Source organism: Pseudomonas marvdashtae (assembly GCF_014268655.2).
In the GTDB taxonomy this organism is placed as follows: Bacteria; Pseudomonadota; Gammaproteobacteria; order Pseudomonadales; family Pseudomonadaceae; genus Aquipseudomonas; species Aquipseudomonas marvdashtae.
The window spans coordinates 3,749,870-3,769,866 of record NZ_JABWQX020000001.1; the positions used below are offsets into that span (position 1 = coordinate 3,749,870).

Genomic DNA, 19,997 nt, shown 5'->3' on the forward strand with positions numbered 1-19,997 from the left:
CGGCGCGCCTATGCCCTCGCCCCTGAGCAAACCCCTGGCTCCTTCCTGGGTCAATCGATTCAAGGAACAAAGCCTGGAGCGTGGGCGCCGTTACGCCCTGGAAAACCGCGTCAGGATCGTCGAGGCCGGTGACAGCACCGTCATTGCCAGTTGTGAAGGCTCTGGTGGCAGCGTCTACCGTCAGACCATTCGCCTGAAAGAGTCAGCCAAAGGCGCATTGATCCTCCTTGAAGCGGCGTGCTCCTGTCCGGTGCGCATCAACTGCAAGCATTGCGCGGCGGTGCTGCTGCAAGTCCAGGAAACCCTGGCCTACCCCGCCGCCGAAAAAGACGCGCAACTGCTGGAGAAACTCCAGGCAGTGCTGGACAACCGCAGCCCCAAGGCTGCGCCGCAAGTGTTGGTGGAAAACGTGCAGCCGGTGCCCCGGTTGTGGCTGGCGAGTGTCGAGTTCAGTGCCTTCGAGCCGCGCAACGGCAAGATGCAGCGCTACATCCAGCACCGCGCTGCGCTCTCGTTCAGCTATTTGGACGAGTACGTCAGCGGCCAGCGCAACACCGACGTGCTGATTCGCCAGGCAACCCAGACGCTGCGGATAAAACGCCAGACCGATGTAGAACAGTCCTACCGCGAGCAGCTACGAATCCTCGGCTTCAAGGTTGCGACACGGCAAAGCAAGGCGCTGCCGGAAAGCGCTGGCGAACTGTACGAAATGGTCAATGACAGTGCCTGGCTGACGTTTACCCTCAACGATCTGCCGAAACTGCGTAGCCAGGGCTGGGAGTTGCAGATCGACGAAGATTTCGGCTTCGACCTGACGGCGGTGGACGAGTGGTACGCCACGGTCGAGGACACACCGGAGCGTGACTGGTTCGACCTGGAGCTGGGCATCATCGTCAATGGCGAGCGCCTGAGCCTGCTGCCGATCCTGTTGAACCTGATGCGCTCGCACATCGAACTGTTCAACCCGGAACGGCTGGCCCGGCGCCGCGATGATGAGCTCATCCTGGTCAATTTGCCCAACCGTCCAAACTCGGAATTCGGTCCGCAGCAGGTGGCCCTACCCTACGGCCGGCTGAAACCAGTGCTGGCGACCCTCGGCGAGTTTTACCTGCAAGAGCCCGGCACCACCAAACTGCGACTCAACAGCGCGGACGCCCTACGCCTGAACCCACTGCAGGACATGCCCCTGCGCTGGGAGGGCGGTGAACACATCCGCGGCCTGGCCCAGCGCCTGCGCGACATCAAGGACTACACCGCCACCGCGCCGCAAGGCCTGAATGCAACGCTACGACCCTACCAGCTCGAAGGCCTGAGCTGGATGCAATCGCTGCGGCAGCTGGAGGTCGGCGGTATCCTCGCGGATGACATGGGGCTGGGCAAAACCCTACAAACCCTGGCGCACATTCTCAGCGAAAAAATCGCCGGTCGCCTCGACCGGCCGTGCATGGTCGTGATGCCGACGAGCCTGATTCCCAACTGGCTCGACGAAGCAAGCCATTTCACCCCCCAGCTCAAGGTACTGGCGTTGTACGGTGCCGGGCGCAAGAAACATTTCGAGCGGTTGGCAGATTACGACCTGATCCTTACCACCTATGCCCTGCTCCCCAAGGATGTCGAGCGACTGAAGGCGCAGCCCCTTCACGTACTGATCCTCGATGAGGCCCAGTACATCAAGAATCCCACCAGCAAAGCCGCCCAGGCCGCCCGCGAACTCAACGCCCGGCAGCGGCTCTGCCTGTCCGGCACACCGCTGGAAAACCATCTCGGGGAACTGTGGTCGTTGTTTCACTTCCTGCTGCCGGGATGGCTTGGCGACGTCAAGAGTTTCAACCGCGACTACCGCGTGCCGATCGAAAAACGCCACAGCGACGTGCGATTACAGCACCTTAACGGTCGGATAAAACCGTTCCTGCTGCGCAGGACCAAGGAACAAGTCGCAACCGAATTGCCGCCCAAGACCGAGATCATCCATTGGGTCGAACTCAGCGACGCCCAACGCGACGTCTACGAAACCATGCGCCTGGCCATGGATAAGAAAGTGCGCGACGAGATTACTCGCAAAGGCGTGGCGCGCAGCCAGATCATCATCCTTGAAGCACTGCTCAAGCTGCGCCAGGTGTGCTGCGACCTGCGCCTGATCAACGACGCCACCCTACCCGTCCGCGGCAGTACTTCGGGCAAGCTCGACAGCCTGATGGAGATGCTCGAAGAGCTGTTCGAAGAAGGTCGGCGAGTGCTGCTGTTTTCGCAGTTCACCTCCATGTTGGCGTTGATTGAAGAGGAACTGAAAAAGCGCGGCGTCGACTATGCGATCCTGACCGGCCAAACGCGCGACCGGCGCACTCCCGTGAAGGAATTCCAGAGCGGCAAACGTCAGATTTTTCTCATCAGCCTGAAGGCCGGCGGCGTAGGCTTGAACCTGACCGAAGCCGACACCGTGATTCACTATGACCCGTGGTGGAACCCGGCCACCGAAAACCAAGCCACCGACCGCGCCTACCGTATCGGCCAGGAAAAACCGGTGTTTGTCTACAAGCTGATTGCCCGCGGCACCGTGGAGGAAAAGATTCAGCTGCTGCAAAAAGAAAAATCCGACCTGGCGGCGGGTGTACTGGATGGCCGCGTGGCCGGAGATTGGAAATTGCAGAATGAGGACATCGAAGCGCTGTTCGCACCGTTGCCGGAGAAGCTGGAAAAACGCTAGGTCATCCCGCCCTGATAAAAGCCGCTTCCGGGGCCTTTAGTGGGAGCCGAAAAGGCTCGGCTCCCTCCGTCATCCTCTACAAGCTCATCAACCGGCCATCAACACCCGCGCCAGCGTCGACTTCACTTTTCCCATCCCGTCATGCAGCGCCTGCTCGATCTCGGCCATGGTAATCACTGCCGTGGACTTGCCTGCTGCCGGGTTCACCACCAAGGCCAAGCAGGCGTAATCCAGCTCCAGCTCACGGGCCAAGGCCGCTTCCGGCATGCCGGTCATGCCGACGATGTCACAACCATCACGCTCCAGGCGGGCGATTTCAGCCACGGTTTCCAGGCGCGGGCCTTGCGTGCAGGCGTAGACACCGTGGCTGCTATAGCCACAGCCCTCGGCGGCCAGGGCCGCTATCAACTGCTGGCGCAGCGACTCCGTGTACGGATAACTGAAGTCGATGTGGGTCACCGCCTCCAGGTCGTCGGCAAAATACGTGTGCTGGCGACCGCTGGTGTAATCGATCAACTGGTGGGGAACGCAGAAATGACCGGTGCCCATTGCAGCGTGAATCCCGCCCACGGCATTGACGGCCAGGACAGCCTGGGCGCCAGCCTGCTTCAAGGCCCAGAGATTGGCGCGATAATTCACCTGATGAGGCGGCAGGCGATGGGGATGGCCGTGGCGCGCCAGGAACAAGACCTCGCGTCCGGCATAGTCGCCGATCTGCACGTCGGCCGATGGCGCGCCGTAGGGCGTCTCCACCGAGAGGGATTGGCGAATGGTCAAGCCTTCGAGCTGGGTCAGGCCGGTGCCGCCAATAATTGCGTAAACGGTCATGTAAAACGTCCTTTAATCGATCAGTTGGGCGGCTTTCAACGCGCCGATGGCTGTCAACCAGCGTGGGTCCTGACGATATTCAGTGGAGGCAAACGCCTGGCCACGCATGCGGGCGATCCGCGCCGAAGGCTTGACCTTCAGACGCTGGGCTGCACTCAATGCCAATTCCGCGGCAGCACGGTCATTGCACACCAGACCCATGTCGCAACCGGCCGTCAGTGCGGCCTCGATACGGCTGGCGGCATCACCGACCACATGGGCGCCGGCCATGGAAAGGTCATCGCTGAAGATCACGCCGTCGAACTGCAGCTCGCCTCGCAAGATGTCTTGCAGCCAACGACGAGAGAAGCCTGCCGGACTGGCATCAACCTGCGGGTAAATGACATGGGCCGGCATCACGGCGGCAAGCTGCTTGCTCAACTTGGCAAACGGCACCAGGTCGTTGGCACGGATCTGTTCGAGACTGCGCTCGTCATTGGGAATGGCCACGTGGGAATCGGCCTCGGCCCAACCGTGCCCTGGAAAGTGCTTGCCGGTGGCGGCCATTCCCGCGGCGCTCATGCCCCGAATGAAAGCACCAGCCAAGAGTGCGACGCGCTCGGGATCGCCATCAAAGGAACGGCTGCCGACCACGGCGCTGCGCTGGTAATCAAGGTCCAGCACCGGGGCGAAGCTCAAATCCAGGCCGACTGCCAGCACTTCGGTCGCCATGATCCAGCCACATTGCTCGGCCAGGTATTCGGCATTAGGGTTATCGGCTATGGCTCGCATCGCCGGCAGCCGCACAAAGCCTTGGCGCAGGCGCTGGACACGCCCGCCTTCCTGATCGACCGCCAGCAGCAGGTCGGGACGGATGGCCCGGATCGACGCACTCAATTCGCGCACCTGGCGCGGATGCTCGATGTTGCGAGCAAAGATGATCAAGCCGCCCACTTCGGGCTGACGCAACAGATGGCGATCCTCAGCCGTCAGCCAGGTACCGGCGACGTCCACCATCAACGAGCCTTGCAGGCCAGCAGTCATAACAATTCCTTAAAAACGATGAACCCTCGCAGTGACGCATGCACGACCGCACCGCCGGGCTCCAGGCCTGGCAGGTCGCGATGATGCAACGAACTGTATAACGGGTTCGAAACGAGAGTCGGCATGGGCGGCTAGCTTAGCGGATGTAGGCTGCCGCGCCCACCCGCGCACTCAAGCCTTGGCGAGCGCCGGCGTGGATTTGCTGCGCGGACGCAGCTGCGCCGCGGCCATGGCCTCATCGGTGACACCACTTTCGGCACGCATGCCGGCCGCCAGGAAAGGCACCATCAGGCGCATCACCTGTTCGATGGAAGTGTTTACCCCGAAGTCGGTTTCAGCAATGGCCCGCAACGCCTTGATACCGGACATGCTGAACGCTGCGGCGCCAAGCATGAAGTGCACGCGCCAGAAGAGCTCGATCGGCGGGATTCGCGGCGCAGCCTCGTTGACTAGCAGCATGTAGCGGCGAAATACCTTGCCGTACATGTCCTCGAGATAACGCCGCAAGTGGCCTTGGCTCTGGCTGAACGCCAAGCCCAGCAGGCGCATGAAGATGGATAGATCATTGCCGCTGCGGGGTTGCACGACAAGGGCTTGCTCGACAAGGATTTCCAGCAGCTCTTCCAGCGTCGGCTTTACGTCGGGCTTGGCTTGGCGCCGCTCCAGCTCGCGATCGAGACTGAGGCAAAAAGGCCCGAGAAACCTAGAGAAAACCGCCTGGATCAGCGCTTTTTTTGAACCGAAGTGATAATTCACCGCCGCCAGGTTGACACCGGCTTTGCTGGTGATCAGACGCAACGAGGTTTCGGCGAAACCTTTTTCCGCGAACAACTGCTCGGCAGCATCCAGAATGCGTTCTACGGTTTCCGACTGGGCCATGGCTACTCCGCCTGACAAACACTTGTTTGAAACATACGTTTCAGCCCTGGGGTTGTCAAGCCTGACGGGACGTTTTGCGAACGCCCGGTCAGGTATTTAACCACACCTTCCAGACGGTTGTGACCCCGTCGTTTGCGGCTCCGGAGCGACCGTCCAGCGGCGCCTGAAAAAAGGAGGATTGCCAAGCGGCGCGTACTGTATATAATCCCAGTCACTGTATAAAAAGACAGAGCGATCATTATGCTAAAGCTGACGCCACGCCAAGCAGAGATTCTGGCCTTCATCAAACGCTGCCTAGAAGACAACGGCTACCCGCCGACCCGTGCGGAAATCGCCCAGGAACTGGGTTTCAAATCGCCCAACGCGGCGGAAGAACATCTTAAGGCACTGGCCCGCAAAGGCGCGATCGAAATGACGCCTGGCGCCTCGCGGGGCATTCGCATCCCCGGCTTCGAAGCCAAGGCTGACGAAACCACTCTCCCGATCATTGGTCGTGTTGCAGCTGGCGCACCGATTCTCGCTCAGCAGCACGTCGAGGAATCCTGCAACATCAACCCTTCGTTCTTCCATCCAAGGGCTGACTACCTGCTTCGTGTCCATGGCATGAGCATGAAGGACATTGGCATCTTCGACGGTGATCTGCTGGCTGTCCACACCACGCGCGAAGCCCGCAACGGCCAGATCGTGGTGGCGCGCATCGGTGATGAAGTCACGGTCAAGCGGTTCAAGCGCGACGGCAGCAAGGTCTGGCTGATTGCCGAAAATCCAGAGTTTGCCCCCATCGAAGTGGACCTGAAAGATCAGGACCTGGTTATCGAAGGCTTGAGTGTCGGCGTCATTCGCCGCTAAAGGAGGCTTTATGCAATTCCCTCACGCACCACAGCACACACAACTTCCGTTGTTCGAGGCATTCATGGCCCAACCGCTGGTTCCTGTCCTGCAAGAGGTCATCGAATCGCCCTGGGGCATCGAGCCCGAGGCGTTCAGCGAGCTGTCGTTGCGTGGTGCAGCAGGAAATTGCTTGAACCTGCTCGCCCCCATCCTGAGGGAGCTGAGCCAAGATCAGGATGCTCGCTGGCTGACGCTGATTGCGCCGCCTGCGAGCGTTACACAAGCCTGGTTGCGGGACGCTGGTCTCAATCGCGAACGGATCCTGCTACTGCAACCACGCGGCACCCAAAGTGCCCAGCAATTGACTTGCGAAGCGTTGCGCCTGGGCCGCAGCCATACGGTGGTCAGCTGGCTGAACCCCTTGACCGCGACCGCGCGTCAACAATTGATCAGCGCCGCCCGCATCGGGGATGCGCAAAGCTTGAATATCCGACTGGGCTAAGACTATCGCAGGGCTTCTTCAGGGCAGAGAAGCCAGCAATATTGACGTAAAAAAAACCGACAGCCGGGATCAATGAAGAACCCGCGGTCCTTCTTCCTTGTTGAATTCGCCTTCAACCAGGCGGCCTGCCATCTGGACACCCACGCTAAGCATCGCCTTGGCGACCTCGACGTGCTGGCCTTGAAGGAACACCTTGGCGTCCTCGGAGAAGTTCAGGGTAACCAGGGAACCTTCGTCTTCAGCCCTGCGCAACTCGATGCGGCCATCAGGAAGTTCGACAATTTCTAGAAAGGACGTTGGCATAAAAGTCTGTTCTCCACGAAAGGCGGGGATTATATAGTCATCAGCCGGGCTTCGCTCAGGATCTTGACCAAGCGTCGTTAGCGAACATTACGGAGCGAATGAAACTCAACATTCGTTCAGCCCTTCGCGAAAGCGGATAGCCAGACCTTTGAGATTCTGGCGCCAGCTTTCCAATTCTTCCCGAGTCAGCTCCTGCTCCGGCTCATGTTCGTCAAGATTGACCGCAACGATCAATGGCTGGGTCACGTCACCCTTGGGCTTACGGGGAGCCCGTGGCGGCTGGAACAAAGCCGTATGGGCTGCCAACAGCCTGGCCAGCCAGGTCTCCGGGTTTTGGGCCAGCTCGATCATTTCGGCCAGCTCTGGAATCGCGTGGGTTTCCAACACTTCTGGAGCCAACATCAATTCGGCCCGTGAAGCATTCGCCTGTGGCAAGCGATAGAAACCGGCAATTTCATGACAAAGCCCCAGCAACGCACCGTACAAATGAAACAGCACTGATTCACGCCCAGCCTGGACCAGCGCCGGGGAATTCATTGCGCGCCCTTCCTCAGCCCTGGCCAGCGCTTCAAGCGACAGGCCGGCGAAATAGATCTTCTGATTGGTGCGGGTGTAGAGTTCGTGGGCCATGTCGGCATTCTCCCCAACGAAATAAAAGCGTCACGCAGGTGCGACAGTGTCGTGGATCAACCGAGGCCACTGCAAGGCAAAAACACAGAGGCCGCATGAAACCGTTGGGTTGTCATGCGGCCTTCTGTTTTCTGGGGACTTGCTGGAGGACGACTAGGCCCGAAACGTCGGACCGGTCCAGTGGGAGCAAGCCCCTCGCCACGAAAGCCCCCAGGCTATCCCATCAGCGCTTATCTTCAACGGTCCATTTTCCGCCGTCATAGAACGCTTTCCAGCCAGTAGGCTTGCCGTCGACCTCGGTCTGCACGTATTGCTCCTTGGTCTTGCGGCTGTAACGAATCACCGCCGGGCGACCGTCCGGGTCCTTCTGCGGCGCTTCGCAGAGGAAATGATACTTCGGATCGATTTCGTCCTTGTGCGGGACGATCTCCATCACCAGTGGCGCACGGGTTTCACGGTTTTTCGGGAACTGGCTGGCCGCCAGGAACAGCCCGGAAGCGCCGTCGCGCAGGATATAGGTGTCGTTGACCTTTTCGCACTTGAGCTCGGGCATCTTCACCGGGTCCATCTTCGGCGGCGCGGCGTCACCACTCTTGAGCAGCTTGCGGGTGTTCTTGCAGGTCGGGTTGGTGCAACCGAAGAACTTGCCGAAGCGACCTGTCTTGAGCTGCATCTCACTGCCGCACTTGTCGCATTCCAGGCTCGGGCCTTCGTAGCCCTTGATGCGGTAGGTGCCCTCTTCAATCTCGTAGCCGGCGCAATCGGGATTGTTACCGCAGATGTGCAGCTTGCGCTTCTCATCCAACAGGTAGGCATCCATCGCCGTGCTGCAGATTGGGCAGCGGTGCTTGCCACGCAACACCAGGGATTCCGATTCGCCTTCGTCGTCTGCGGCGATTTCGTCGCCAGGCACCAGATTGACCGTCGCCTTGCATCGCTCTTTCGGTGGCAGGCTGTAGCCTGAGCAGCCCAGGAATACGCCAGTCGAGGCGGTACGGATTTGCATCGGGCGACCGCACGTCAGGCACGGGATATCCGTCATGACTGGCTGGTTGGCGCGCATGCCGCTCTCAGGACTCTCGGCTACTTCAAGTTTTTTCTTGAAGTCGCCGTAGAACTCGTCGAGCACGTTCTTCCAGTCCCGCTCGCCCTGGGCCACGTCATCGAGGTTCTCTTCCATGCCGGCGGTGAAGCCGTAGTCCATCAGGTTCGAGAAGCTCTCGGACAAACGTTCGGTAACGATGTCACCCATCTTTTCCGAATAGAAACGACGGTTGTGCAGCGCCACATAGCCGCGGTCCTGGATGGTGGAAATGATCGCGGCGTAGGTCGAAGGACGGCCGATGCCGCGTTTTTCCATTTCCTTGACCAGGCTGGCTTCGGAGTAACGGGCCGGTGGCTTGGTGAAGTGCTGGGTTGGATCGATCTTGACCAGTTTCATCACATCGCCCTGGGCCATGTCCGGCAAGACATCGTCGTCGCCAGGCTTGGTGATTTGCGGCATGACACGGGTGTAACCGTCGAACTTCAGGATGCGACCCTTGGCGCGCAGCTCGAAGTCGCCAGCACCGACGCTGACCGTGGTCGACAGGTATTGCGCCGGCAGCATCTGGCAGGCCAGGAACTGGCGCCAGATCAGCTCGTAGAGACGCTCGGCATCGCGCTCCATCCCCGACAGCTTGCTTGGCTCGGTATTGGCGTCGGACGGACGAATCGCTTCGTGAGCCTCTTGAGCGCCTGCCTTGCTGCTGTAGACATTTGGCGTCTCAGGCAGATATTTCTTGCCGAACTCGCTTTCTATATAAGTACGCGCCATCGCCACGGCATCCGCCGAGAGGTTGGTCGAGTCGGTACGCATGTACGTGATGTAGCCTGCTTCGTACAACCGCTGGGCCATCATCATGGTTTTCTTTACGCCGAAGCCCAGGCGGTTGCTCGCGGCCTGCTGCAGCGTGGACGTAATAAACGGCGCGGACGGCTTGCTGCTGGTCGGCTTGTCTTCACGCTTGACGATGCTGTAGCTCGACGACTTGAGCTTCTCCAACGCTGCCATGGCCTGGGCTTCGTTGAGTGGCTTGAAGGCCTCGCCTTTCTCACGGGCCACCTCAAAGCGCACGGTGGCGCCCTTGGCGGTTCCAAGATCAGCGTGGACCTCCCAATATTCTTCCGGAATGAAAGCCCGGATTTCCCGCTCGCGCTCCACCACGAGCTTCACCGCAACCGACTGCACGCGACCGGCCGACAGACCACGGGCGATCTTGGCCCACAGCAGCGGCGAGACCATGTAGCCCACCACGCGGTCGAGGAAGCGACGCGCCTGCTGGGCGTTAACCCGATCGATATCCAGCTCGCCCGGCTGGGAGAAGGCTTCCTGGATGGCCTTCTTGGTGATCTCGTTGAACACCACGCGCTTGTAGCGGCTGTCATCCCCACCGATGGCTTCGCGCAGGTGCCAGGCAATGGCTTCCCCTTCGCGGTCCAAGTCCGTCGCGAGATAGATGGTGTCGGCGTCCTTGGCGAGCCGACGCAATTCTTCGATGACCTTTTCCTTGCCTGGGAGGATCTCGTACTTGGCTTTCCAGCCGTGTTCCGGATCGACCCCCATGCGTGAGACCAACTGCTTGCGCGCCTTTTCTTTCGGCGACAGCGCTGGCGCTTCACCAGCAGCGGCCTTGCCGCGCTTGGCGGCCGGCTCTTTGCTGGCGCTAGCCGAACCGCTGGTGGGCAGGTCTCGGATATGGCCGATACTCGACTTCACCACGTATTGGTTGCCCAGATACTTGTTGATGGTCTTGGCCTTAGCCGGGGATTCCACAATGACCAGCGATTTGCCCATGGATCAGAAAATTCCTGAATTCTAAAAAGTGAAAGGCGGTTGGCGCCTGACGCGGCACCGCTATATATAGTGGCTGCAAGGTGAGGTCAAGGGCACGCGCGCCCTCATGTCGGCCTCAAGGCTTGGAAAAAATGCTCTCCTCGGCCTGCACCAAAGCAAAGCGTGGCACCTGTTCGCCGTCAACCTCGACGGACTCCTGGAACATGCTCAACGGACGCACCCAAAAGCCGTAATCGCCATACAGGGCTTGATAGAAGACCACTTCTTCCTCGGTCTCGGAGTGCCGCGCAATACTGAATACGCGGTACTGCGGACCTTTGTAATGTTGGTAGAGCCCAGGTTGTATCGGCATGCTTTGGCACTCACTCAAATCTTTTCAAAATAAAAACAAAATCTTTTTTTACTAAACCCGAAAAAACAAAAACCGGGGCACTTGGCCCCGGCTTCCATCAACGTAACGCTTAGACGCGTTCGAAGACAGTGGCGATGCCCTGGCCGAGGCCAATGCACATGGTGGACACCCCAAAAGTGCCGCCGTTCTGCTTCATGACGTTGAGCAGCGTGCCGGAGATACGCGCACCGGAACAACCGAAAGGGTGACCCAGGGCGATTGCGCCGCCGTGCAGGTTAACCTTCTCGTTCATCTTGTCGAGCACTTTCAAATCTTTCAACACTGGCAAGGCCTGTGCGGCAAAAGCTTCGTTGAGCTCGAAGAAGTCGATATCGGCAATGCTCAGGCCCGCACGCTTCAAGGCTTTTTGCGTAGCCGGTACTGGACCATAGCCCATGATCGCCGGATCCACACCGGCAACGGCCATCGAACGAATCACGGCCATCGGCTGGATACCCAGGTCCTGAGCACGCTGGGCCGACATCACGATCATGCACGAGGCACCATCGGTGATCTGCGACGAGGTGCCAGCTGTCACGGTGCCGCCCTTCGGATTGAAGGCCGGCTTGAGGGCCGCCAGGCTTTCCAGGGTAGTTTCCGGACGAATGGTTTCGTCGTAGTCAAACAGCTTCAGGAAGCCGTTCTCGTCATAGCCTTGCATCGGGATGATTTCATCCTTGAACTTGCCTTCGACGGTCGCCTTGTGGGCGAGCTGGTGGGAGCGCACGCCAAAGGCGTCCTGCTGTTCGCGGGTAATGCCGTGCATTTTGCCGAGCATTTCCGCGGTCAGGCCCATCATGCCCGAGGCTTTTGCCGCGTATAGCGACATGTGCGGGTTCGGATCGACGCCGTGCATCATGCTCACGTGGCCCATGTGCTCCACACCGCCGACGACGAACACGTCGCCATTGCCGGTCATGATCGCCTGGGCGGCGGTGTGCAGCGCGCTCATGGACGAACCGCACAGGCGGCTGACGGTCTGGCCAGCCGCGGTGTGAGGAATCTGGGTCATCAGCGACGCCATGCGGGCGATGTTCCAGCCCTGCTCCAGGGTCTGGTTCACGCAGCCCCAGATCACGTCTTCGACTTCGTTGGGGTCAACCTTGACGTTGCGTTCCAGCAGTTTGCTGATCAGGTGCGCCGACATGTCTTCGGCGCGGGTGTTGCGGTGCATGCCGCCCTTGGAGCGGCCCATCGGCGTACGACCGAAGTCGACAATCACGACGTCTCTAGGATTCAAGCTCATAAATGTTCTCTCGCTCTAGTCGTTGGGCGCTTAACCGAAGAAGCTCTGGCCGTTCTTGGCCATTTCACGCAACTTCGCGGTCGGGTGGTACAGCGCGCCCAGATCAGCGTACTGGTCAGCCAGGGCAACGAACTCGGCCACACCGATCGAGTCGATGTAACGCAGCGCACCGCCACGGAATGGAGGGAAACCGATACCGTAGACCAGACCCATGTCGGCTTCGGCGGCGGTTTCGACAATGCCATCTTCCAGGCAACGCACGGTTTCCAGGCACAGCGGGATCATCATCCAGTTGATGATGTCCTCGTCGGTGACGTCACGCTGCTCGTAGACGATCGGCTTGAGCACTTCCAGCACCGACGAATCGGCGACTTTCTTCTGCTTGCCGCGCTTGTCGGTCTCATAGGCGTAGAAGCCCTTGCCGTTCTTCTGGCCCAGGCGCTTGGCCTCGTAGAGCACGTCGACGGCCGAACGGCGGTCGTCTTTCATGCGATCCGGGAAGCCTTCAGCCATCACGTCGCGACCGTGGTGACCGGTGTCGATGCCGACCACGTCCATCAGGTACGCCGGGCCCATCGGCCAGCCGAATTTTTCCATGATCTTGTCGATACGCACGAAGTCGACGCCAGCGCTGACCAGCTTGGCGAAACCACCGAAGTACGGGAACAGCACGCGGTTGACCAAAAAGCCCGGGCAATCGTTGACGACGATCGGGTTCTTGCCCATTTTCTTCGCGTAGGCAACGGTGGTGGCGATGGCTTGTTCGCTGGACTTCTCGCCACGGATGACTTCCACCAGCGGCATCATGTGCACCGGGTTGAAGAAGTGCATGCCGACGAAGTTCTCCGGACGCTTGAGAGCCTTGGCCAGCAGCGAAATGGAGATGGTCGAGGTGTTCGAGGCGAGGATGGTGTCCTCTTTGACCTTGTCTTCGACTTCGGCCAGTACCGCCTGCTTGACCTTCGGATTCTCGACAACGGCTTCGACCACCAGGTCGACATGGCCGAAATCGCCGTAGGACAGGGTAGGACGAATGCCGTTGAGCACTTCGGCCATCTTCGCAGCGGTCATGCGACCTTTGTCGACGCGACCGACCAGCAGCTTGGCGGCTTCGGCCAGGCCCTGCTCGATCCCGTGTTCGTTGATGTCTTTCATCAGGATCGGCGTGCCTTTGGACGCCGACTGATAGGCGATACCGCCACCCATGATGCCGGCGCCGAGCACGGCGGCCTGCTTAACGTCGCGGGCGATTTCGTCGTAGGCCTTGGCCTTTTTCTTCAGTTCCTGGTCGTTGAGGAACAGACCGATCAGGCTTTGTGCAGCCGAGGTCTTGGCCAGCTTGACGAAACCGGCGGCTTCGACTTCCAAAGCCTTGTCGCGACCGAAATTCGCGGCTTTCTGGATGGTCTTGATCGCCTCGACCGGTGCCGGGTAGTTCGGGCCAGCCTGGCCAGCCACGAAACCCTTCGCCGTCTCGAAGGCCATCATTTGTTCGATGGCGTTGAGCTTGAGTTTCTCCAGCTTCGGCTGGCGCTTGGCCTTGTAATCGAACTCGCCGCTGATGGCGCGCTTGATCGTTTCAAGCGCCGCTTCCTGGAGTTTACCGGGTTCAACCACGGCATCCACGGCGCCAACTTTCAGCGCATCTTCGGCACGGTTTTCCTTGCCGGCGGCAATCCACTCGATGGCATTGTCGGCGCCGATCAGGCGCGGCAGGCGCACGGTGCCGCCGAAACCCGGGTAGATGCCCAGCTTGACTTCCGGCAGGCCGATCTTGGCCGTGGTGGACATGACGCGGTAATCGGCCGCCAGGCACATTTCCAGGCCACCACCCAGGGCGATGCCATTGATAGCCGCGACGGTTGGCACGCCAAGGTCTTCGAAATCGCTGAAGATACGGTTCGCTTCGAGGTTGCCAGCGATCAGTTCGGCATCGGGCAGCTTGAAGTTGTCGACGAATTCGGTGATGTCGGCGCCGACGATGAACACGTCCTTGCCGCTGCTGACGATCACACCTTTGATCGAAGCATCTGCCTTGATGGTGTCTACGGCCTGCCGCAATTCATTCAGGGTTAGACGGTTGAACTTGTTGACGGACTCACCCTTGAGGTCGAATTTCAGTTCGACGATGCCACTTTCAAGAGCCTTAACCGTGATGGCTTTACCTTCGTAAATCATCAACTGATCTCCACGATATGGAAGCTGAACAGTACACGTTGGACGCTGACTGCTGGCCTGGCATTGACATAACGTCGATGCTACGCCAATCCGCCAGGCACACCCGTCAACGCGATAGTCGGGGTCTGTAGGAACGTTCTGAAAATACAAACGCTCAATTCATACGCCCGTTTGATTTGGGTACGTCACCTTCACGGAATTTCCGACAATTGTCAATCGCCCTAAACAAGCGTTTGAACAGGACTCTACAGTCATTTCCGTACCGCACGGATCCGCAACACGACGCCGCATGGGCAACCATTCATAGAATCAATTATTAGAAAAGTCGCCCTAATTACAGGCGTGCGGATCTGAACCGGCTAAGCTGGTGACAACACATCTGAGTGCTTGGGAAGAAGGACGTTTCGAAGCACGCCCGGAGAGAACGGTTTACCGGCCTGCCTGGCCAACCCGCCCGATGACGCTATCGGGCTTTTTATTACTCAGGCCAACGCCTTGAGCACAGCAGAAATGTCCTGCAAAACACTCGCCTCGCCTTTCTCGCCCCAATACAGGGCGATCATCTGACCGTCAGCCTCGACCTTGTAGACGTCGACAGGCAATGTTCTGAAATGACTGAGCAGCGATTCGTCCTGGCAGGTCTCCTGCCATTGGTTGACCCACACGCCCGGCGCCTTTTGCCAGTAACTCCAACTGGCCGGCTGACGCCCCCGCCGCGGCCGATGATACTGCGCGCAAGGGTTCGGCGGCTGCTGGCCGAGCCAGTGGGGCCACTCCTGCGGGGCCAGCTGCATGGCCAGCCCAAGGCGTCGCGCCTCCATGCGCAGGGCCATTCGACCGCTCTGGACGCGGGACGGCCGCAACCATGCCAGGGGGCTTAAAACCACCAACAGGATTGACACCACTATCCAGACCGTCATATCTGTACTCCCGAATTTTGATGAGCCATTGACCTGCGTTGCCTTCAATGCGCTTGAAACCAGCCATACTTAACGTATCGCCATTCTCTGGAGTGCTTTTTCATGTACTACGAACACGTCCTGGTCGCCGTCGACCTTACTGAAGAATGCGATCCCGTCGTCAAGCGCGCCCTCGCCCTTTGCGATGGCCGAGACACCAAACTGTCGCTGGTGCACATCGTCGAACCCATGGCCATGGCATTTGGCGGTGACGTTCCGATGGATCTTTCCCAACTGCAGCAGCAGCAATTCGACCAAGCCAAGGAGCGCCTTGACCGGCTGATCGTGAAATACCCGGCGCTGAAAAAAGAAAACAGCCACCTGACCTACGGCCAGCCTCGCCAGGAGATCCATCATCTGGCCAAGGAGCAAGGGTGCGACCTGATCGTCGTTGGCAGCCACGGCCGCCATGGCCTGGCGCTGTTGCTAGGCTCCACCGCCAACGATGTGTTGCATGGTGCGCCATGCGACGTGCTTGCAGTGCACCTGATCAAACGCACCTGAACCTTCAGGGGCGGTATCCCAGATGAAAAAATCCCGGCGCTCAACGCCGGGATTTTTTTGGGCGGTAGATCAGGCGTCCAGTTCGGCCCAGCGCTCGACCAATGCGTCCAGCTCGGCCTGCAACTGCTCCAGATGCGCGATCACCTTGGCGGTTTCGGCCGATGGACGCTGATAAAAACCTGCGTCCGCCATCTCGGCCTCCACCGCGGCGATCTGCTTTTCCTTCGCATCGATATCACCCGGCAAGGCTTCCAGCTCACGCTGCAGCTTGTAGCTGAGTTTCTTCTTCGCTGGCGTCGGTGCGGCCGCGGCGGCAACCGGAGCCGGCTCGGCGTTGACGACCGCGGAATTCAGATCAGCCTTGCCGGACTTGCTCTCGGTCACACCCAGCAGACGCGGCGAGCCGCCCTGGCGCAGCCAGTCCTGATAACCACCGACATATTCACGAACCAGTCCCTCGCCTTCGAACACCAGCGTGCTGGTGACCACGTTGTCGAGGAATGCCCGGTCGTGACTGACCATCAGCACAGTGCCGTTGAAGGTCAGCAGCACTTCCTCCAGCAATTCCAAGGTTTCCACGTCCAGGTCGTTGGTTGGTTCGTCGAGCACCAGCAGGTTTGCTGGCTTGCTGAACAATTTGGCCAGCAACAGACGGGCCCGCTCACCACCCGACAGCGCCTTCACTGGCGTGCGGGCACGCTGGGGGCTGAACAGGAAATCGCCGAGGTAGCTCAATACATGGCGGCTCTGGCCATCGATGTCGATGAAGTCGCGGCCTTCCGCCACGTTATCGATCACGGTCTTTTCCAGGTCCAACTGATGACGCAGCTGGTCGAAGTAGGCGACGTCGATCTTCGTGCCCTCTTCCACCTTGCCGTTGGTCGGCACCAGGCCGCCGAGCATCAGCTTGAGCAAGGTGGTCTTGCCGGTGCCGTTGGCGCCCAGCAGGCCGATGCGATCGCCGCGCTGCAGGACCATGGAGAAGTCCTTGATCAGGAACGGGCCGCCAGGGTGGGCGAAACTCACGTTCTCCAGCACCATGACCTGCTTGCCGGACTTGTCAGCGGTATCCAGCTGGATATTGGCCTTGCCGGTGCGCTCGCGACGCTCGCTGCGCTCCGTGCGCAGGGCCTTCAGCGCCCGCACGCGGCCTTCGTTGCGGGTGCGCCGAGCCTTGATGCCTTGGCGAATCCAGACTTCTTCCTGAGCCAGCTTCTTGTCGAACAACGCGTTGGCGGTTTCCTCCGCTGCCAGCGCCGCTTCCTTGTGCACCAGGAAACTGGCGTAATCGCCGTTCCAATCGATCAGGCCACCGCGATCCAGTTCGAGGATGCGGGTCGCCAGGTTTTGCAGGAAGGAACGGTCGTGGGTGATGAACAGCACAGCGCCCTGGAAATCCTTCAAGGCTTCTTCAAGCCAGGCGATGGCGCCGATGTCCAGGTGGTTGGTCGGCTCGTCGAGCAACAGCAGGTCCGGCTCGGACACCAGGGCCTGGGCCAGGAGGACGCGGCGACGCCAGCCACCGGACAGCTCGGCCAGGGTCTTGTCGGCCGGTAGCTGCAGGCGACTCAAGGTGCTGTCGACCAGTTGCTGCAGGCGCCATCCGTCGCGAGCCTCGAGGTCGTGCTGCACGTGCATCAACTTGTCCAGATCGGCATCGGTGACGATGTTCTGACTCAGGTGGTGATATTCGGCCAACAGCGCGCCGACGCCGTCCAGGCCTTCGGCAACCACGTCGAACACGGTCCGCTCGTCGGCCACCGGCAGTTCCTGGGGCAATTCGCCGATTTTCAGGCCAGGCGCGCGCCAGACCGAGCCATCGTCAGGCTTCTGGTCGCCCTTGACGAGCTTCATCATGCTGGACTTGCCAGTGCCGTTGCGGCCGATGATGCACACCCGCTCACCACGGGCGATCTGCCAGGACACCTTGTCCAACAACGGCATCGCGCCGAAAGCAAGGGACACATCGCTGAATTTGAGCAGGGTCATGAGCTTCTCCAAAAACCGGGGGCGCATTCTACCTGAGAAGAGCCCTCAAAGGTCCGCCAATTTCGTCGCCGATGCACTCTGCCCATTAAATGTTGCGAAGTTGTGCCGACGGCCCCGCAAAGCTTTCGCCGGTTGCTGGCAAAAGGCTAAGCTACGAGCAAGTTACCCTGGGTTTCTCCTTGGGCTTGTCATGTTTTTTTGCCCGGACGTATCATGCGCAGTCGCCTTTTGAATGTCTTATCTTGTTTTTTTGTATGTGCCACTGCCGTTCAAACCGCCCAGGCGGTGGATATCTCCACCCAACGCCAGTACTACGATGAAGCCAAGCGCGCCCTGGCCAAAGGTGATTCCGGCCCTTATTTTCGCTATAGCCAGGCTCTGCGCGATTATCCACTGGAACCGTACCTGGCCTACGACGAGCTGACCGCGCGCCTCAAGAGCGCAAGCAACGCCGAGATCGAGAAATTCCTCGCCGAACATGGCGACCTGCCCCAGGCCAACTGGATGAAGTTGCGCTGGTTGCGCTGGCTGGCCGAACGTGGCGACTGGGCGACGTTCGTCAAGTATTACGATCCCAAGCTCAACTTTACCGAGCTCGATTGCCTTAACGCCCAGTATCAGCTGGGTCACGGCCTGAAAGCCGAAGGCTACGCCAACACCGAGAAATTGTGGCTCACCGGCAAATCGCAGCCAGCGGCCTGCGACGCGCTGTTCGGCATGTGGGCGGCCCAGGGCCAGTTGACCGAGCAAAAACGCTGGGAGCGCGCCAAACTGGCTGCCCAGGCGCGCAACTATCCGTTGGCCAACAGCCTGATCAGCGGCCTGACCACCCTTGCCCCCCGAGGCAAGCTGCTGGTCGATGTTGCGCAAAAGCCCGAGATGCTCGACCAGCCTTCGCGCTTCTCGCCCGCCGACGAGCCGATGTCCGATGTGGTCAGCCTCGGTCTGCGCCGCCTGGCCCGCCAGGACCCGGAAAAAGCCATGGCCTTGCTGGACGGCTATGCAAGCACCATGCATTTTTCCCGGGATGAAAAAGTCGCCATTGCCCGTGAGATCGGGCTGACCCTGGCCAAACGCTTCGACAGCCGCGCCTTGGACGTCATGACCAAATATGACCCCGAGCTTCGCGACGACACCGTATCGGAATGGCGCTTGCGTCTGCTCCTGCGCCTGGCGCGCTGGGACGAGGCCTATCAACTGACCCGCCGCCTCCCGGAATCGCTGGCCAGCACCAACCGCTGGCGCTACTGGCAGGCTCGCAGCCTGGAACTGGCACAACCACAGAACCCCGAGGCGATCACGCTGTACAAGCATCTGGCTCGCGAACGGGACTTTTACGGATTCCTGGCCGCCGACCGCTCCCAATCGCCGTACACGCTGGTAAACAAGCCGCTGCCCATGAGCCAGGCGCTGATCAATAAAGTGCGCAACACCCCCGGCGTACGTCGCGCACTGGAATTTCACGCCCGCGGGCAAATTGTTGATGGGCGCCGCGAGTGGTATCACGTCAGCCGTCATTTCAACCGGGACGAAATGGTCGCCCAGGCGAAACTGGCGTACGACTTGAAATGGTATTTCCCGGCCATTCGCACCATCAGCCAAGCCAAATACTGGGACGACCTGGACATTCGCTTCCCGATGGCCCACCGCGAGACGTTGGTGCGCGAAGCCAAGGTCCGTGGCCTGCACCCGAGCTGGGCGTTTGCCATCACCCGCCAGGAAAGCGCGTTCATGGACGATGCCCGCTCCAGCGTCGGCGCCAGCGGCCTCATGCAGTTGATGCCGGGCACCGCCAAGGAAACCGCACGCAAGTTCAACATTCCCCTGGCCTCGCCACAGCAAGTGCTCAACCCGGACAAGAACATCCAGCTAGGCGCGGCTTACCTGAGCCAGGTCCACAGCCAGTTCAATGGCAACCGCGTCCTCGCCTCCGCCGCCTACAACGCCGGCCCCGGCCGCGTGCGCCAGTGGCTGCGCGGCGCCGATCACTTGAGCTTCGACGTCTGGGTCGAAAGCATCCCCTTCGACGAAACCCGCCAATACGTGCAGAACGTGTTGTCGTACTCGGTGATCTACGGCCAGAAACTCAACTCGCCGCAACCGCTGGTGGACTGGCACGAGCGGTATTTTGATGATCAGTGATCAGCACTCTGTCTTCGCAAGAGCTTGTGGGCGAGCCTGATCACACACTGGC

The 19,997-nt window shown here is 60.0% G+C and carries 16 protein-coding genes; 5 read left to right on the forward strand and 11 right to left on the reverse strand.

Annotated elements, in window-relative coordinates:
- Window positions 1-10: 10 nt before the first annotated feature.
- The gene (locus HU742_RS16890) at window positions 11-2,704 is read left to right on the forward strand and encodes a DEAD/DEAH box helicase (protein ID WP_186643164.1); all 2,694 of its coding nucleotides are present in this window, start codon (window positions 11-13) and stop codon (window positions 2,702-2,704) included.
- A gap of 87 nt (window positions 2,705-2,791) precedes the next feature.
- On the opposite strand, the gene HU742_RS16895 is transcribed toward HU742_RS16890, so the two are convergent.
- The 3 genes from HU742_RS16895 to HU742_RS16905 form a co-directional block, all read right to left on the reverse strand.
- Window positions 2,792-3,532, reverse strand: coding sequence for an S-methyl-5'-thioinosine phosphorylase (locus tag HU742_RS16895; protein WP_186609821.1), 741 nt, complete (start codon window positions 3,530-3,532; stop codon window positions 2,792-2,794).
- A gap of 12 nt (window positions 3,533-3,544) precedes the next feature.
- Window positions 3,545-4,555, reverse strand: coding sequence for a beta-N-acetylhexosaminidase (nagZ, locus tag HU742_RS16900; protein ID WP_186636536.1), 1,011 nt, complete (start codon window positions 4,553-4,555; stop codon window positions 3,545-3,547).
- Window positions 4,556-4,726: 171 nt separating this feature from the next.
- Window positions 4,727-5,434, reverse strand: a complete 708-nt coding sequence (locus tag HU742_RS16905; RefSeq protein ID WP_013692622.1) for a TetR/AcrR family transcriptional regulator — start codon at window positions 5,432-5,434, stop codon at window positions 4,727-4,729.
- A gap of 240 nt (window positions 5,435-5,674) precedes the next feature.
- Between HU742_RS16905 and lexA the strand changes: the two genes are divergently transcribed.
- Window positions 5,675-6,283 (forward strand): transcriptional repressor LexA, encoded by a 609-nt coding sequence (gene lexA, locus HU742_RS16910; protein WP_186609823.1) that lies wholly within the window; start codon window positions 5,675-5,677, stop codon window positions 6,281-6,283.
- 10 nt (window positions 6,284-6,293) lie between these two features.
- Window positions 6,294-6,767 (forward strand): SOS-induced cell division inhibitor SulA, encoded by a 474-nt coding sequence (gene sulA, locus HU742_RS16915; protein ID WP_186609824.1) that lies wholly within the window; start codon window positions 6,294-6,296, stop codon window positions 6,765-6,767.
- A 69-nt stretch (window positions 6,768-6,836) separates the two neighbouring features.
- Here sulA and HU742_RS16920 read toward each other — a convergent pair whose 3' ends face one another.
- The 7 genes from HU742_RS16920 to HU742_RS16950 form a co-directional block, all read right to left on the reverse strand.
- Window positions 6,837-7,070 (reverse strand): hypothetical protein, encoded by a 234-nt coding sequence (locus HU742_RS16920; protein ID WP_003183419.1) that lies wholly within the window; start codon window positions 7,068-7,070, stop codon window positions 6,837-6,839.
- Window positions 7,071-7,175: 105 nt separating this feature from the next.
- Window positions 7,176-7,700 (reverse strand): DUF6586 family protein, encoded by a 525-nt coding sequence (locus HU742_RS16925; RefSeq protein ID WP_186636537.1) that lies wholly within the window; start codon window positions 7,698-7,700, stop codon window positions 7,176-7,178.
- 223 nt (window positions 7,701-7,923) lie between these two features.
- Entirely contained in the window at window positions 7,924-10,536 is a 2,613-nt protein-coding gene (gene topA / locus HU742_RS16930) for a type I DNA topoisomerase (RefSeq protein WP_186636539.1), read from the reverse strand.
- Window positions 10,537-10,651: 115 nt separating this feature from the next.
- Window positions 10,652-10,888, reverse strand: coding sequence for a DUF1653 domain-containing protein (locus tag HU742_RS16935; protein WP_025212748.1), 237 nt, complete (start codon window positions 10,886-10,888; stop codon window positions 10,652-10,654).
- A 109-nt stretch (window positions 10,889-10,997) separates the two neighbouring features.
- A complete protein-coding gene (fadA, locus tag HU742_RS16940) occupies window positions 10,998-12,173 on the reverse strand; it encodes an acetyl-CoA C-acyltransferase FadA (RefSeq protein WP_186636541.1) in 1,176 nt (391 codons plus the stop codon).
- A gap of 30 nt (window positions 12,174-12,203) precedes the next feature.
- A complete protein-coding gene (fadB, locus tag HU742_RS16945; RefSeq protein WP_186636543.1) occupies window positions 12,204-14,351 on the reverse strand; it encodes a fatty acid oxidation complex subunit alpha FadB in 2,148 nt (715 codons plus the stop codon).
- Window positions 14,352-14,833: 482 nt separating this feature from the next.
- A complete protein-coding gene (locus tag HU742_RS16950) occupies window positions 14,834-15,271 on the reverse strand; it encodes a hypothetical protein (protein WP_186643163.1) in 438 nt (145 codons plus the stop codon).
- 102 nt (window positions 15,272-15,373) lie between these two features.
- On the opposite strand from HU742_RS16950, the gene HU742_RS16955 reads away from it, so the two are divergent.
- The gene (locus HU742_RS16955) at window positions 15,374-15,814 is read left to right on the forward strand and encodes a universal stress protein (protein WP_186609829.1); all 441 of its coding nucleotides are present in this window, start codon (window positions 15,374-15,376) and stop codon (window positions 15,812-15,814) included.
- Between the two features lie 69 nt (window positions 15,815-15,883).
- On the opposite strand, the gene HU742_RS16960 is transcribed toward HU742_RS16955, so the two are convergent.
- Window positions 15,884-17,803, reverse strand: coding sequence for an ATP-binding cassette domain-containing protein (locus HU742_RS16960; protein WP_186636561.1), 1,920 nt, complete (start codon window positions 17,801-17,803; stop codon window positions 15,884-15,886).
- A gap of 213 nt (window positions 17,804-18,016) precedes the next feature.
- On the opposite strand from HU742_RS16960, the gene HU742_RS16965 reads away from it, so the two are divergent.
- Window positions 18,017-19,945 (forward strand): transglycosylase SLT domain-containing protein, encoded by a 1,929-nt coding sequence (locus tag HU742_RS16965; RefSeq protein WP_186636563.1) that lies wholly within the window; start codon window positions 18,017-18,019, stop codon window positions 19,943-19,945.
- Window positions 19,946-19,997: the final 52 nt, after the last annotated feature.